Consider the following 17,230-nt stretch of genomic DNA (forward strand, 5'->3'; position numbering starts at 1 on the left):
GTCACCCAGGCCCTGGACTTGCCACTGCCGGTACTCATCAACGCCACCGGCACCGGCGCCAACGTCACCTATGCGCCACTGCAAGGCGTAAACGGGGCCAAGGTGCGGGTGAGCTACCCGGACATGAGCACCAGCGACAGCATCCGCCTCGTCATGGCCGGCACACCCGGCGCGGGAAGCCCGACCATCGCCCCTAAACCAGGCGAAACCGACAAGACCGTCGAGTTCGATATCCCCGCCAGCGCCATCGCCGCCAACATCGGCAATGCCAACCGTACCTTTACCCTCACGTACGAAGTGACCCGCAGTGGGGAGATAAAACCCTCTGAGATGGTGACCGTGACCGTAACACCGATTCCCACCGACGAACTGTTCAAAACTCTCATCCAAATCAACCAAGCCAGCGGCAATATTCTCGAACTCTCGACCATCACAAAAGGGGCCACCGTGCGCATTGGTGTGTGGCCGTTCATCACCACGGCTTGCCCGGTGTGGCTGGAACTCAAAGGCACGAAGACCGATGGTACGGCCGCCAGCCTGACTCTATGGAATGGCGGGAGCGCGCAGACCAACCCCACTTGGATCAGCGCCGGCCATTACCAGGAGACACATTCTTCCCCGTTCTTCGCCAGCCTCAAGGATGGCTCCACCTTGGAGATTCACTTCAAGGCATCCTTGACGACAAACAACACGGTGACAGAGGCGATTGTCTTCCCGGTCAAGACCTACACCGTAAAAGCGGCTCTGAGCTTACCGCGGCCGGTGCTGGTGCAAGCCACGGGGTCAGGCGCCAATGTCACCTACGCTGCGCTGTTGGGTACCAACGGCGCCAAGGTGCGTGTCACCTACCCCGACATGAACACCAGCGACAGCATCCGCCTCATCATGGTGGGTACATCCGGCGCGGGAAGCCCGACCATCGCCCCTAAACCAGGCGAAACCGACAAGACCGTCGAATTCAATATCCCCGCCAGAGCCATTGCCGCCAACATCGGCAATGCCAACCGTACCTTTACCCTCAAGTACGAAGTGACCCGCAGTGGGGAGATAAAACCCTCTGAGATGGTGACCGTGACCGTAACACCGATTCCCGCCGACGAACTGGTCAAAACTCTCATCCAAATCAACAACACCAACGGCAATATTCTCGATCTCTCGACCATCACAGGAGGGGCCACCGTGCGCATTGGCGTGTGGCCGTTTATCACCACCGGTTGCCCGGTGTGGCTGGAACTCAAAGGCACGAAGACCGATGGTACGGCCGCCAGCCTGACTCTATGGAATGGCGGGGGCGCGCAGACCAACCCCAGCTGGATCAGCATCGGGTACTTCGATCAACCAGCAGCGTACTCACCGTTCTTCGCCAGCCTGAGGGACAACTCCACCCTGGAAATTCACCTCAAAGCATCCTTGACGACCAACAACACGGTCGGCCGGGCGATTGTCTTCCCAGTCAAGACCTACACCGTAAAGGCGGTCCTGGACCTGCCGCTGCCGGTATTGCTGAACGCCACGGGGTCAGGCGCCAATGTCACCTATGCGCCGCTGCAAGGCGTAAGCGGGGCCAAGGTGCAGGTGACCTACCCCGACATGAACACCGGCGACAGCATCCGCCTCATCATGGTGGGTACATCCGGCGCAGGAAGCCCGACCATCGCCCCTAAACCGGGCGAAACCGACAAGACCGTCGAGTTCGATATCCCCGCCAGCGCCATTGCCGCCAACATCGGCAATGCCAACCGTACCTTTACCCTCAAGTACGAAGTGACCCGCAGTGGGGGCATGAAACCCTCTGGGATGGTGACCGTGACCGTGACACCGATCCCCCAGACCAGCCTGCCAAGGCCGCTCATCAATAACCTTCCCCACAACGCAAATCTGGACCTGAGCACCTTCACCGGCAACGCCAAGGCGGCTGTCGCCAAATGGTCATTGAGCAATACCGGGCAACGGGTATGGATGAGCTGTACAAGCCCGGGTGCGTCTAACTTGGTGGTACTTAGCGCCTATTCCATCAGTGCGAGCGAGGCGAACAGTGGTGTGGCAAACAAAGATGTGCTGCGCACTTGGCTGCAGGGGTTGAACAATAACAGCCAGGTCACCATAAGTTGCAAGGTGACGTTTGATGGCAGTACCAGTGAAGCACAGGCTGTGTTGTTTCAATCGACCAACTACACACTGACGGCAAGACCGGCGCTGAACATTGATACTTCGACGGTCATTCGCAACCAGACCTTGTATCTGTGGAAAGATAAAACCCATGAAGTAAGGCCCAGCAATGGTGCCGACCAATTCCAGCGCCAGGCCACTGGAGGGTTACCACCCTACGTCTATACCTCGAGCAATACGGCTTGCGCTGTCGTGGATAACAACGGCGTCGTGGTCATACGCAACAACGGTTCAACCACCATTACCGTGCAGGACTCGGAACACAAGCAAGTGTACTACTCCGTCTCGGTTTCCAACGTCAGGTTCTTCCAAGATACGTTCTACGGAGGCAGCTATAAAACGTGCGCAAGCATGGCAAGTAACCGGGGCGGCCGGCTGCCCAATATGAATGAACTAAGGGCGATCTACGATACGTACAGAGGTAATTGGCCAGGGCAAGCCCACAGCTACTTCTGGTCAACGGACAAAGCCGGAGGCCTGTTACCGCAGTACTGGGGCAAACACTTTCGTGACGGTAACGAAGCATATACCACAGAACACAACACCAGCTTTCTTTGCCTAGTGGTGTTCTAGGCCATGTAAAAGCACCGGAATGGATTTAGCCCTTCATAAATCCATTCCGGCCACCGCTCGCGCTACAGCATCCGCCGCAACCCCACCTGTAGAGGCGGGAAAGCTCGCTTCTACAGGGTCAGGTTGCCTCGTTCCTCCTCAGTCAATTGCAACTGCGCCTGGTCGCTCAAGGGGCCTGCGCCAAGCACTTGCACCGGGCTTTGCCGGTTGTAGGCCGGGGCACGGCTGGCGCCTTCACGGGGGGCGGCCAAGGGTTCCTGGCCGTAGCCCAGCACCTTGACGGTCACCACCGAGGGCAGGTTCTGCCGCGCCGCGGCCTTTTGCTGGCGTGCCACGTCTTCGGCGGCCTGGGTGGCCGAGGTGGCGGCGGAACTGGCCGAGGTGATGGCCCCGGTGTTCACGGCCGCCACCACCGGCATGCCGGAAGCCTTGCCCTGCACTTGGATGTTCGCCGCGTTGACCACTTGCAGGGCATAGAGGTTGATGTTGCCCGACACCCGGATCCCCGCCTCGCCCGCATCGATGGTGCCCAGGGGTGCCAGCAGGTCGATGTCCCCCGCCGGTACTTCGGCAATCGGGGCCAGGGTGGCGATGCCCGCGCCGGAACTGGGCACGCTCGGCGCCAGGGCGACGTTGCCCCATTGGTCGTAGACCCGCTTGGGCGGCGTGTAGACCACCGTGGTTTTCGAGCCACGCCCGGCGTTGATGTCGCCCTGGTCCGACCAGCCGAAGATATCGCCGCCGAAGGTGGTCATGATGCGGCTCTGGCCCAGCAGGATGCTGCCCTGGGCATACAGCCCGATATTGCCGGCGCCCTGGGTGATGACCCCCGAGGTGGACGGTGGCGCCTCCCCTTCGACACCGAACACCTGCTGCCCGCCCGGGGTGAGCAGGTGGATGTCGCCGCCGAACAGGGTGTGGATCCCGGCGCCGCCATACAGGGTGATGTCGCCGTCGTAGACAATCGGGTTGCCCGCCACGTCGGTCTTGGGCAACAGGCTGGCGATAGCGTTGCGGCTGCGCAGGAAGCTGCCAAAACGCGGCCCGTCCACGTCGTTGTACTCGCGCCCACCGGCCCGCAGTTCGGCGAAGTACACATCACGGGCAAACACCCGCTGCTGCTCCGGCGCCAGGCTGGCGAAGTAGGTCGGGGCCTCCTGCGCTGTGCCGGCGTAGGCAAAGCGCGCCTGCAGCCAGGCCAGCAGTTCGGCCTCGTAAGTCTTGGCCACTTTGCCCGGTTGGCTGGCCAGGGCCTGGTCGCTGTGGGCGCGGCTGGCCGGGTCCAGGTAAGGCCGCACGAACTTGAGGTAATCCAGCCCCCCGGCGCCGACACCGGCCTCCATCACAATGCTCGCCCCCTGCCGCGTATCCCCCGGCACCACCGCCCCCAGGCTGGTCACCGAGGCGCGGTCTTCCATCAGGATATTGCGTCCGGCCTGGAGTTCCAGGGTGCCAGGGCCGGCGATGTTGAAGCTGCTGTAGCGGATGTCACGCCCCGCCGAAACCACCGAGATATCGCTGGCGTTGCCATGCACGAAGAGGTTGCCACTGCTGGTACCCGAACCCGAGATATTGCTCGTGGTAGCAGCGATTTTCGTTGGCATCTGGGTCGGCATATTAAGCGCCGTACCCGAGCCGACGATGTCGCGCCCGGCCTTCATCCACACCGGGCCGGCACCCTCATAGCGGGTCTGGCCAATGCGGTCGCCGATGGTGAAGTTCAGTAGTTCACCGCTGCGCAGGCCGACGATGTCACCCGTGGCGGCGTAGAACCGCGCCGGTGTAGCCGAGAACGCGGCCCGCGCGCTGGCGGTGTTGGCACCGAAGGCGAACAGGGAGAACTCGATCTTGTTGGCGGGCACTGATTCGCGGCTCAGGTTATTGACCACCTGCTCAAGGCCATTCCAGCCGACAAAGGCCGGGGCAAACGGCGTTGGCAGGGTATCCAGGCTGGCACCCGACTGGCTGACGGCATAACCGCCGGCATAGATCGAGTTACCCGCCAGCAAAGCCAGGCGCCCGCTGTTGGACGGTGCCAGCAACAGGGAATAGGCAGAGTTGTTAAAGGCACCGTTGGCGCCCAGGGCCGAAGTCCCAAGGAAGATGCTGCCACTGGCGGCTACCGCACTCAATTTCGAGGGAAACAGGAAGCGCCCGTCCGTGGTGGAGTGGTTTTTGCTACCCTCAGGTGTCAACGTAGAGCCACGTACTACGGCACCGCTCTGCACGCTGGGGGTCATGCTGCCGCCGGCCGAGAACAGGTTGATGGCGGTGTGTTCGGTCCACAGGGAGAACCAGCTCTGCCCCTCGCCATACGCCTGGCCGTTGTAGCGGTAGGCCGAGGCATGTTCGGTCTTGATCCGCCCCGGATCGCCGGCCCCCGCCAGCACCAGGTCGCCACGGGTGGAGAGGTTCGCCGTGGCGTCCCCCAGCATCAGGGTCACACCGCCGGTGGCGGCGCCCCGGGTCGCGGTGTACGGCGAATAGGCGCGGCTCTCTTTGTCGTCATGCTGCCCCTCAAAACGGCCATAACTGAGGGCGATACCACCCAGGCTGCCCGCTTGCAGGTTGAGGGCGCCGCGCAGGTTGCTCAGCACACCGTTGAGGCTCAGGAGCTGTTGTGTGTAATCGCCAGGAGCGCCGGATACGTCGGTCCCTGGCAAGGCCGCACGGGCCTTGAGGTCCGGGTTGAGGTCGCCGCCCATGCGCACGTCCAGGTCACCGCCGCCGGTGAGCAGCAGCTCGCCGCCCGGGGTCACGCGCCCGGTGCTGCCCACCGCCAGCGCCAAACCGGCGCTGCGCGGTGCTTTCAAGCCGCGGCTGTCACCGCGACGAGCAAGCATGCCCGCATCGCTGCCCAGGTCCAGGGTCAGGTTGCCGCCGCCCAGGGTGCCGACACCAGTGAAGCCCACCAGCCGCGGCATTGCCTCGATCTCGCTTCTTTCAAGGAGTGGGTAGGCCGTGTTGCCGCCGCCGGATCCCTTGATATAGGTGCCAAAGTTGATCCACCAACTGGTGGGGGTTTCGTCCACGCCCTGGGTGTGCCCGCTGCCCTGGCGCCATAGCCAGTTGCCCAGGTTGGCACTGTCCAGTTGGGTGCGCCCATCGCCGATATACGGCACCACGCCGGTGTTCGGGCTGAGGATGTCGCCACTGAGGCTGCCACCGGCCCGCAGCAGCACGTTACCGCCCTGGTCGGGGTACCAGGCCGCATACAGGCTGTTGGGGTTTTCATTGACCAGGCCTTCATAGGCCTTGCCCGCACTGCCCAGGAGGGTGCCGTCGCTGGCGTTGCTGCGCGGGCGGTCGAAGGCCGGCGCCGCGCTGCCGGCGCGCGAGGCACTGGACACCCCGGCCGTGTAGATGCCGTACAGCGATTGCATCGCCACGTTGCCGGCCGCCACCAGGTCGAGGTCGCCGGTGCCGGTGCGCAGCACACTGAAATGCTGGGTAATCGGGTTGACCCGTTTGAGCGCACCGATAATCACCTGCTCAGGCACTTCAGGGGTGGGCAGGCCGACCACCACGCAGTCGCCCTGCTCCAGGCACATGTCCTCGTCTGGGCCGGAGACCGCCGGGGTGCCGGGCGTGTAGCCGAACTGCGCTCCCGAATCGCCCCACACATAGGTCGTCGTAACGCAGGCGCCCGGCATGTCCGTGCACACGCCCTCGTCGTCCTCGGACACCGGGGTGCCGGATACATAACCGAACTCGGCCCCCAGGTCCGTCCAATACAGGGCACCGCCCGGCTTGGCCGGTTTACCCGGGATGATGGTTTTCTCGTACACCTCGTACAGGCCGTAGTGGGTATCGGCCAGGGTCAGGTCGCCGGCATAGGTGGGTTTGATCGCCCGGCTATCGGCGGCCGTGGTGTCGGCGCCCGACACCAGGCGCAGCGACCAGGATTGCGAGCCTTCGGCCAGCATCGTCGCCACCGCCCAGTTGCTGCGGGTGCTGGCGCCGGTGACGCTGCGCAGCGGCACCGACAGCACGCCGGCTGGCAGTTTGATATCCGTCAGGGACGGGATCAACGCGCCCACCTTGAGCGCCAGGCTACCGGCCAGCCGCACGCCGTCCGGCTCATCGTTGCTGAACTGGGCCCGGCCCGGCAGTGGCACACCGGCCGGCCAGGTCATCGGCCCCAGGCTGGCGGGGCCGGGCAACAGGGTGCCGGCATCGAGCAAGGTGCCCGTGGCCAGCACCAGCGGTTGCTGCAACAGGGTGCCGGCGGCGTACAGCACCTGGCCGTTGCTGTCGCGCACGGCGGCGCTGAGCACGGTGTTGGCCGGCAGGGTCAGCGGCGCTTGCAAGCTGCCCTGCACCGCCAGCACGGTGCCGGAGGCCAGGGTGGTGGCCTTGAAGGGCAACGCATAGTTGAGGGTCTTGCCGGCCGGGAACAGGCTGCCGTCCTCCAACACCACCCCAGGGCCGGGCACGATAACGTCGGCGCCGAAGCCCTGCATACCCGGGGTGAGTACCCAGCCCTTGTCGTCCGGGGTGGCCGGCGGCGGCGCGAAGCCGTCGTTGATGCTGCCGTAGATATCCAGGTTGCCACCAGCACGGATCACCAGGCTGCCCGGTTCGCCTGAACCGTAAACCGAGGTCTGTTGGGTATGGGGGTTGACGCTGGCGTAGCGGTAGCCGGAGAGGTCGAGGTCGCCACTGACCACCAGGTCGCCTTCGGTGAGGATCTGCACTCCGGGGCGCAGGTGGAAGGCCTCGCGGTATGCCGCGTTGTTGAGGCCCGCGAGCTGGCCGTGCATCAGCCCGTTGTTGGCCAGTGCGTGGTCGATGAACTGTTGGCTGCTCAGGTGCTTGGCATTGAGGTACGCCTGGTCGATCATCTGATACGGCCGCCCGCTGGCCGCCGGCACCGGGCCGACCGGGGCGTCGGTGTAGCGCGCCACGGCGTTGAGGCCAATGGAACGCGCACCGAAAATGCCCAAGCGGCCGCTGGCGTCGATGGCGATGTCGCCCTGGGTCGGGTCGCCCGCATTCAGCCGCGGGGCGTTGAGTTCCAGGGTGCCACGGGCCTGGCCGTCGTGTTGGCCGGGGCCGCTGCCCACGGCCGCCGCAGTGCCGTGGCGCAGGTCGATGCGTGCGCCATCGGCCAGGGTCAGGGTGCCCAGGCCACTGTTGAGTTCAACGATGGCGCGGTTCGGCGAGTCGATGATCTTGCCGTAGCTATCGACCCGCAACTGCGTGCCATGGGCGTCGAGCAAGGCACTGCCGGCGAGGGTCAGGCCATGCTGGCCGGCCAGGCGAATGCTGCCGACCCGCTCGCCGCTGGCGTCGAGGGTGCCCAGCACCGTGAGGCTGCCGTTGTCCACCGAGACGTTGATCTGGCTGGCCTTGAGTTCGTTGCCGATCACCAGGTTGCCCTGTTTGAGGGTAAAGCTGCGCGCACCAAATACCTGGCCGTCGTTCAGGCGCTGGTTCAAGGCCACAAAATCGCCCAGGTATTGGCCGCGGATATCCACCCCCCCGGCCTTGTACGGCACCAGGGTGCCACCGGCGTCGTAATAGCCGCTGCTGCCCGCGAGAATGCGGCCCTGCAGATCGATCACACCGGCGCCCGCCTCGACCGCCACGGCCTTGAGCAGGCCACCCTGGTTGTTGTGCGCCGACAGGTCGATCACCGCACCCGCCCCCTGGCGGATATTGCCGTGGCGGCTCTGCAGGGTGACGTCGCCGCCCCAGCTATATTGTTTCTCGTCCAGCAGGCCCACGGTACGCCCGGCCAGGTCCAGCCGTGCGGCGTCGCCCAGGTGGATGTCCTGTTCAGCGCTGAGGGTCAACTTGCCGCTGGGCAGAACCACGGCAGTGTCCAGCCCGATGCTGCGGGCCGCCAGCAGCAGTTCGCCGCCCAAGGCCTGCACCGCCACGCCATTGGCCGCGCCGTTGCCATTGACGCGCAGGTCGCCGCCCACGGTGATGCGGTTCACCGAACCCGCTTCGCCGGTCAACAGCGGTGTGCTGATGGTCAGGTTGCCGCCGCTGTGGGCGTAGCCCTTGCCCGCTTCATAGGCGCCACGGGCCTGGTACACCGCCAGGCTGCCCTTGTGGTTGGCGGTGATGCGCTCGCTGGCCGTGAGGTTGACGTTGGCAAAACCCAGGGTGCTGCGCCCGTAATCCCCCAGGCTGTCGGCCTGGGTGTCGGGGCCGTGGCCGAACTCGATGCGCCGCGCCTGGACCTGCAGGGTGCCGCTGCCGGTTCCGGCCCCCTGGGCGATCACCGGCGCAGCCGCGTTCGGTGCCCCGCTCCAGATCAGGTTGCCGGTCTGGATCAGCGCCACGTCGTCAGCATTGCCCGCGCCGTAGATCGCCGGGGTGCTGAGGACCAGTTTGTCCAGCAGCGACTTGCCGTTGCTGTCCAGGGTACTCAGGGTGCTGCTGCCAAAGAAGTTCAGCGATTGCCCGGCGGTCAGCCCCAGGCTTTCCAGAGCCGGCGCGCCGCGTGAGGTGTCGCCGCGCAGCAGGCGTTCCATCACCTGCTGGTCCAGGGTCAGGCCCAGGGGCAAGGTGTTGCGCTCGGCCGCAGCGGCCAGGGCCTGCGGGGTGCCGACGTTGATGGCGCCCACCGCCAGCGCCAAGTGGCGGGTGCCGTAGCGCACCGCATCGTCGAGGGTGAAGGTGTGGTTAGTGGCAAAGGCGATCGTGCCTTCGGAGTACAGCCGCGTTTCATTGCCGCAGGCCGCCAGCGCACACTGGCCGACGAGGATACTGCCCGGCGCGCGGTCGCTGGTGGCCAGCGGGGCCAACATCTGCAAGCGACCATTGGAGACAGCCACCACCGTGTTGACGCCCGGTTGGTAGATGAAACCGTCGCCGGAGTCGTAGGCAGCCTTGCCACGCCCCAGGGTATTGATCGACGCACCCTGCTCGATGTGGATGCCGCCGTTCTCCATCCCAAGCGGCGCGTTGGCGATCAGGAACACCTCCGGTGCCACCAGGGTCGCGCCTTCACGCAGGGCCACCGACCACGCTCTTTGCGCCCGGTCAAAGTCGACGAAGTTGCCGCCCTGGCCATACGTCACCGTGGTCGCGCCGCCCAGGGTCAGGCGGGCCGCGCCCAGGGCATTGAGGGTGTCGGCGTACAACGAAACCGTTTGCGGGTTGCTGCTGACGGGCGCGCCGCTGGCGAGGATCTCTAACCCCTGACTGGCGGTGACGGCAACGGTGGCGCCAAAACCGCCCTCGGCAGGTTTGAAGCGCGCCTCGCCCGCGAAGTTCAGGGCGTTTTGCGCCTGCACGCCCCGCGACAGCTCCAGGCGCAGGTTCTTGGCATCGGCCTCAAGCGCGGCACGGGGCACGCCGACCCGCACCTGGTCGGCGCGCACGAAGTCGGCATAGGAGGTTTCGTTGTACTGGGAATAGCGGCGCAACACAGCCGCCGGGGTGACGATCACCTGGCTGGCCTGGCTGTCGCGGATGCCGGTATGGGCAATCGACAGTTGCCCAGCCGTGGCCCAGGAACCATTGCGCAGGGCCACCGCACCCGGTACCGCGCCGGCGCTCAAGGCCTGGGCCAAGCCATTGACCTCCACCCGGAAGGCCCCCGGCAGCAAGGCATAGGTGGACGGCAACAGGGTGTAGGTGCCCGCCGGCAGGCCCGGCACGCCGCTGCCGATGCTGATCTGCTGGCCCGCCAGCGGCTGGCTCGCGCCACGCTCGCCATCGCTGGGCGCCACGTTGGCCTGCACCCCGGGGACGATAGCGTACACCGGGTTGGTGGCCAGCCCCGGCAGGGTGAAATGGCCGTCGGCGCTGATCTGCACCAGGGGGTTGTAGCGCGCATCGGTAGAGCCACCCCGCCCGGAAACAAAAGCCGCACCGAGCAAAGCGCCGCCGCCGGACAGGTCCAGGACCGCCCCCTGCTGCACGTCCAGGGTTTGCCCCAGCAACCGGGTTCCTACCTTCAGGTTGCCGGCGATGTCGGTGCCGCCCACGCCGAGCAATTGCACCTGCTCGCCGTTGTAGCGCCAGGTCACGCCGTCCAGCGTGCCGCCATAGGGCAGGGTCAGGCCGCCGGCGCTGACCGAGGTCAGGCTGCCGGGCAGTAGGTTGACCGAACGCGTCGCCCGCTGCACGCCTGAATCAAAGCCCAGGGTCAGGTTGCCCATGGGCGCGCGCAGCACCCCTCCCTGCTCGATATGGGCCGCCGCCAGCGACAGGCTGCCGAACACCGAATAGGGTTGCGCCGGGTCAAGGGGGCTGACACGGCCAATGCTCAGGGTGCGCTGCACATCGAAATCGACGTTGGGCCCCAGATAGCCTGCCCGCACCCGCGCAGATGCGCCGGTGGCCGGATAGATTTGCGCGGCGGCCAGGTGCAGGTCGCCCGGGGTGGTCAGTTCAGTGAGGGCCGTTTTGCTGGTGCCGGCCAAAAAGCGCAAATCGCCCTGGCTGACCCACTGCGTCTGAGCGAAGCCACGGCGGTCGAACACACCCGCCACGTGCTCATGCTGGCCGGCGTGGCCACCGAGGGTGACTCTATCGCGCACCTCCAGCAGCGTAGCAGCCGCCACCGACAGGTTGCCCGCCGCGGCCTGCTGGGAAACCGTGTCCTGGACCGTGGGGCGAATCTCGTTCGCCGGCCCCCCTCCAACATTGCCGACACCCGCCAGACGCACGTGTGGCGCCGCTAGGCTGACACGGGCCTGGCCCGCCGCGTTCTCACCCAGGGCCAGCACGTTGGCATACAAGCTCAGGCTCTGGCCCAGGCGCAGGGACATATCGCCGTCGAAGCTGATAGCGCCATTGCTCAGCAGGTTGAGGTTATCGAAACCACCCTGCTCGACCTGGGCCACCGTCAACCGCCCTTGGCCGTACACCAGGGTATCGGCCACCTGCGCCGCCGTCGCGCCGGCCAAGGCCGGGGCCTGGGTCGTGCTCAGCAGCAGTTCCCGGGCCTGGCGCACCCGTTGCGCGGCATCGGGCAGATAGAGGGGCGTTTCCAGGGCCATGCTCAAGGTGCCGCCCGCCGCACCACTGCCACCGGCACTGGCCTTCAAATCCCCCGCCAGGTACAGGCCATTGCTGGAGGCCAGGGAGATGCTACCGCCGTCGCTGGCCATCAGGGTTGGCCCGCCGCCCGCCAGGTCCACCCGCGCCTGGGTGCCGGACGCATCCAGCCGGGCGCCTTCGCGCACCACCACAAACAGCTTGGCCGCATCGGCCTTGCCGGTGGCCGGGTCGATGGTACCACCCACCACTATGCTGCCGCCCTTGGCCACCGTGCCATAGTGCCGGCCCCGGGCATCCACCGCCGTGCTGGCGCGTGCGGCCACATCCAGCAACGCATGCTCGCCAATCCAGATGGAGCGGCCATGCCCCACCGCTTCTACCGGTTCGGTCACCGAGGCACTCGGTGCAATAGCGCCCAGGGTGATCTGCCCGCCCCAGGCGCTGAGGGTGCCGTCCACCGTCAACTGGCCAATGCTGCGCACCTTGATGGCCTGTCCTGGGTCGACACGGATCAGCGCACCCTGGCCGATCTCGGCCTGCACCCTGGCCATCTGCGCCGCATTGGAGATCAGAGTGCCCGCCTGCAAGCTCAGGCTGGCGCCCTGGCGCTGGGTGAGCCGGCCCTTGATCGGGTCCGCCAGGGCCAGGGGCGGGGTCCACAGCTCCAGCGCCGCCCCTGGCGCCGAACCTACGGCCAGGCCCTGGGCCGATTCCTTGAAGCGATACACCGGCGTCGTCACCTCGACCTGGGTGCCGTCGGCCACCCGCAGGCCCTCGTTGCCGGTGATGTCGTAGGCGGAGAAACCCTTGTTGAAAAAGCCACCGCCCAGGTGCAGGGCGGTAGACGCCGGGTCGCGGGCCTGGTCGCTGATAAGCACTTCGCCGGCCTGCACACTCATGCGCCCGCCCCCCTTCACGCCGTAGCCCTGCAACTGGCCATCGAGGGTCAGGACGCCGCTGGCGCCTGCAGTGTTGGCGTTGGCGGCCAGGCTCAGGTCGCCGCCCTTGCCACCGAGCAACTGGCCCTTGACCCCCAGGCCCGCGCCCGAGGACACATCCACCGAGGTGCCCGCCGCCAGCGTGACATCGCCACTGCTGCGCAGCGCCACGCTGCCACCGTTGAGGTAGGGCAAGCGGCTGATGTCGCCCGGGGCGAGCACTTGGTTGCTCCACAGCCCGCTGGCATCCAGCCGCGCCGCGTTCTGCACCAGCAGGGTGCCGCGCCCGCCGAGGGTAAAGTCCTGCTTGCCTTGGTCACCGAGGGTGGTGACCTGGGGCTGTACGTTGCCCAGTTGCAGGCGCCCGCCATGGGCGGTCAGGTTGGCGTTGACCTCGATATCCGGGCCATACAGGGTGATTTCCCCGCCGCTCGCCACCTGCAGGGCGGCGTCTACCTGGATCGCGCCCGTGGCCGCGACCTTGAGCGTGCCCAGGCCCATGGCGTTGAGCCGGTCGCTGTCCAGGTGCAAGGTGCCACGGCGCTCTTCGGGCAATACGCTGGCCAGGTCGAGGCCGGCGGCGATGGCCTGGGGGCTGTGGCCCAAGACGACGTTCTTGAGCGTGCCGGCGTTGGCCCCGAGGGCATATTCCAAGGCGCCGCGGTCCTTGATGTACCAGGGCACATAACTGCCCACCACCAACTCGGCGCCGCGGGCCACGGCGGTCTGCGTCTGCCGGTAGCCTTCGAGCCCGGCCTGGGCGGCCTGCACTTGGCGGTCCCCCTGGAAGGTGTCGCCGATGACCTGGCCTTCGAGCACCGCGTTGGTGGTGCCGATGACCAGGCGCCCGGCATCGCGCCCGACGGTGTAGCCGGCCTCTGCCCGCTCACGCGGGGCAATCAGCGGGTTGTAGTAGTAATCGGTCACGCCCCAGCGCGGGCTGTGGTCTTCATAGCCTTTGTAGAGGCCGCTGTAGAGGATGTCGCCAGGGGCGCGGGACACCTCGAACAGGCGCCCGTTCGCCGCCCGCAGCCAGCTCTGTTTAAGTTTGCCGCTCTGCACATCGAGGGTGCCGCCAGACAGGTTGATCTGCGAGCCTTGCTGGGTTACCACGTCGGCGCCGCTGAAATTCACGCTGCCGCCCTGGGCCATCCACTCGCCCACGCTGTGGTTGCGGGTGCCCAGGTAGCCGCCCACTTCCAGCAGGCCACCGGCGGTGTACCAGCGGTCGGTGGCGTAGCCGTTAGTACCTGCGGGCACGCGCACCAGCTCACGCACATCCACCCACACATCGGTGCTGTTGAGCTGCTTGCTGTCGCGGTTGACCGAAGCGTCGCGCTGCTCGTTGCCCTGGATATTGACCTTGACGCTGTTGGCCTCCATCGCCACTTTGACGCCCACGGCGCCGGAGACGTCGATCACCGCGCCGTCGCGCAGCAACGCGCGCTGGCCGGCCTTGACCGCCACCTGCCCGCCGGTGGCCAGGGTCACGGAACCTGCACGAAAGTCCACGGTACCGGCGCTGTTGATCTCCACGAGGGACTGGTCGCGACGGTAGGTGTCGGCCGACACCACGTTGCCTTCCTGGTTCAAGACCGGGGTTATCAACCCCGCGCGCTGGCTGTCCAAGGCGTTGCTGCTGTCCAGCAGGATGGCGCTGGTGCTGCCCTCCCCCAGGCTCACACTGGCGTCGCTGCCTGTGGCGTTGAGGTGCAGGGTGCCACGGGCGTCCACCGAGGAGCTGGACAGCAGCACACCGTTTTGCCGCACCTGGCGCCCGGCCAGGGTGATATCGCCGGTGGCCGCCTGGATGCTGCCGCTGTTGCTCACCTGGCCGGCGCCGCTGACGCTGACTTCATTGCCGCGGGTGGTGGAGCTGGCGTTGCCGTCCGTGCCGTAGCCCTTTTTGATAATGAAACTGTCGCCCGCCGCCAGGGTGGTCTGGCCCCGCGCCGTGTTGATGGCACCGGCGTTTTCCACGTCCTTGCCCAGCAACAGCACGTAGCCACCGCCGGCCGTGGAGGTGGCCGGCGCGTGGGTCTGGATCTGCGCGCCCTGCTCCACCAACACCTTGCCAGCGGCCTGGGTGAAACTGGGGCTGGTCGTGTTGGTGCTGTACAGGCCACGCTGGGTGAACTGCTCGGCAGTGAAATCGGTGGCGGCGGCCACCAGGTTGCGCACGTTGACCTGGCTGCTGCCGCTGAACACGATGCCGTTGTTGTTGACGATCAACACCGTGCCATTGGCCTTGAGCGCGCCCTGCACCTGGCTGGGCGCGGTGCTGTTGTTGACCCGGTTCAACGCCGCCCAGTCGGCCTGCTGTTGCAGTTCCAGGGTGGTGTTGCGGCCAATGTTGAAGGTGTCCCAGTTGAGCACGGCCTTGTCTGCCGTCTGTTTGATGGTCACCAGGGTCTTGCCATTGGCATCGGTCTGCACCGGCCCCTCGGCATTGACGAACAGCGGCTTGCCGTCGGCGCCGATGACCACATTCAGGCCATTGCCACCCAAGCCGTTGTGAATGGTCTCCAGCCCCGCCTTGGCCCCCGCCCGCCCGGCCGCTTGCGCCGCCTGTTGCGCGGCAATCGCTGCCACCGTGTTGTTCAGCGTGCTCAAGGAACGCTGCAACTGGGTGTTGGCCCGTTGCTGCTGGGACAGCGGTGGCGGCGTGCCCGGCAAGCCGGCCCCCGGGCGCGCCACACCGGCCGCCTTGGCCGCGCCCTTGGCCGCGAACCAACCCGAACTGAACGCCTGGGGCTGCGCCCCATAGGCCGAGCCCGCGAGCATCAGCAAGGCAATGGCATGGGCCAGCGGCTTGAGCCGCAACACCGGCTGCGCGGCAGCTTCACGGCGGTGGGCAACAGGAGAGGCAGTCGGTTTGGGCTGGGAACGCATCACTTACAGGTCCTTTTCACGGGTCTGGCGAACGACGGGCGCACGGCGGGGCCGCGGGCACGCGCTGGGGTTACTACCTAGGCGGTTGGGCAGCGGCGCGACCGAACTCTTGTCATGCAATGTTCATGTGCCGGGCGTGCGCCTGAAACGAAAAAGCCGGCAATGGCTTGCGCCATTGCCGACCCTGGAACCCAACCTGCCCAACGGCAGGTTTTTACAACGGACGGCCCAAACCGGCGCACAGGCTGGTGTTGCCCACGCGCAGCGGGCTGGCAGCCTTGTAGAACGTGTCGTGGACGGCTTGCTGCCAAGTGCTGGACAGCGGGATGAAGGAGTGATCGACCACAGCGGCATTGTTCAAACCGGTGTAGTGACGGTTGATGAAGTTGCGGATGCGCAGGTTATCGCCGCTGTCCTTGTAGCACTGGCTGAACACCAGGTTGGTGGTGCCCACGATGGGGTAACCGGCAAATGGGTTGGCAAACGTCGGTACCCAGTCCAGTGGGTTGGCGACGTTTCTGGAGGAGTCCAGTGTTGGTGGCAGAACGCTGTCCAAACCCCCTAGATTGACCTCGCTGGGCAGGTAGCCGTTGATGAGCGCGACGGCCTGGGGGTTGTCATAGTCGGAGAAGTCCGGACTGTTGTAACCGATGGAACCGTTGTTGGCCACGATCGCGGCGGCAACGCCGTCACTGCCGGTCACGCCGATGTAGGTCGAGCCCACTGGCGCGCCGGTGGCTGGGTTAAAGCCCACGGCGGCGCTGAAGTTGTTGCTGGCGCCAGGCACCGACACCGGTTTTACCGCTTTGAGGTGAGTGGTGAAGATCTCGGTGGTACCGCTGTTTTCGGTGCGGTAGATCACTTTGATCGGCAGGTTTGGACCGGCGGTGCCGTTGAAGGTCACTTGGTTCCAGTTGGTGGTTTTACCGGCGAAGATATCGGCCAGTTGAGCGCTGGTCAGTTTCAGCGAAGTCTTGCCGTCCAGGTGAAAAGGCACGGTGACCGAGGTAGCAGCGATAGGCACTTGGATCAGCGCGCCGAAGCTCGCTTTGCCCAGGGTGGCATGAGCGTCATAGGCAGTCAGTTCGGCGGCGCTGACCAGCGAATCGCTACCGGCATAGTCGACGGTGATACCAGGCGCCAACTTGATTTTGGCGGAGTCGTTACCGAAGAAGGCTTTTTTGCCGTCGCCGCTACCCACACCCTTGTACGCTACAAAGCCTGGGTTCGAGGACGCCAGGATGCCGGTGCCGGCGGTGGTGCCGTAGAGTTTTTCCGGCAGGGTGGCACCGCCACCGACAACAGCGGCCATGGATTGGGCCGAGGCCAGTGCAGCAACACCCAGGGAGGCCGCGATCAGAGTGCGCTTAAACATGAAGATTCTCCTTTCGTCGTGTTCATACGTTGACTGAGTTGTTCTTGCATGACGCCATATGGCGCTCGGTCTCCGGGGCTGTGGTGCAGGTGTTCCGGTCGAGGCCATGGGTTAGAAGTTCGCAGTTTGCGGTGACAGATAAAGGAAAAAACCACGGGAGGAAGTGGTTGCTTTTGAAATGTTTCAAGGCAGGGGGGATACGGGGACTGGCGTGGGAACCCTAATCAGTTGGGCAGCGGCGCGACCGAACTCTTGTCATGCAATGTTCATGTGCCGGGCGTGCGCCTGAAACGAAAAAGCCGGCAATGGCTTGCGC

The 17,230-nt window shown here is 65.7% G+C and carries 3 protein-coding genes; 1 reads left to right on the plus strand and 2 read right to left on the minus strand.

Annotated features, from left to right (window positions below):
* The coding region (locus CKW13_RS24465) for a DUF1566 domain-containing protein (protein WP_176465126.1) at positions 1–2,742 on the plus strand (2,742 nt) is incomplete at its 5' end.
* Between the two features lie 110 nt (positions 2,743–2,852).
* On the opposite strand, the gene CKW13_RS16745 is transcribed toward CKW13_RS24465, so the two are convergent.
* Both CKW13_RS16745 and CKW13_RS16750 read right to left on the minus strand, forming a co-directional pair.
* Positions 2,853–15,539, minus strand: coding sequence for a filamentous haemagglutinin family protein (locus CKW13_RS16745; RefSeq protein ID WP_095109708.1), 12,687 nt, complete (start codon positions 15,537–15,539; stop codon positions 2,853–2,855).
* A 214-nt stretch (positions 15,540–15,753) separates the two neighbouring features.
* Positions 15,754–16,914 (minus strand): substrate-binding domain-containing protein, encoded by a 1,161-nt coding sequence (locus tag CKW13_RS16750; RefSeq protein ID WP_095109709.1) that lies wholly within the window; start codon positions 16,912–16,914, stop codon positions 15,754–15,756.
* Between the last annotated feature and the right edge of the window lie 316 nt (positions 16,915–17,230).

The sequence above is a fragment of the Pseudomonas sp. Irchel 3E20 genome (genome assembly GCF_900187645.1).
GTDB lineage: Bacteria > Pseudomonadota > Gammaproteobacteria > Pseudomonadales > Pseudomonadaceae > Aquipseudomonas.

Bases quoted from the DNA above. Each gene is read 5' to 3' on its own strand.
- CKW13_RS16745 (WP_095109708.1), bottom strand. From the start codon at position 15,539: ATGCGTTCCCAGCCCAAACCGACTGCCTCTCCTGTTGCCCACCGCCGT.
- CKW13_RS16750 (WP_095109709.1), bottom strand. From the start codon at position 16,914: ATGTTTAAGCGCACTCTGATCGCGGCCTCCCTGGGTGTTGCTGCACTG.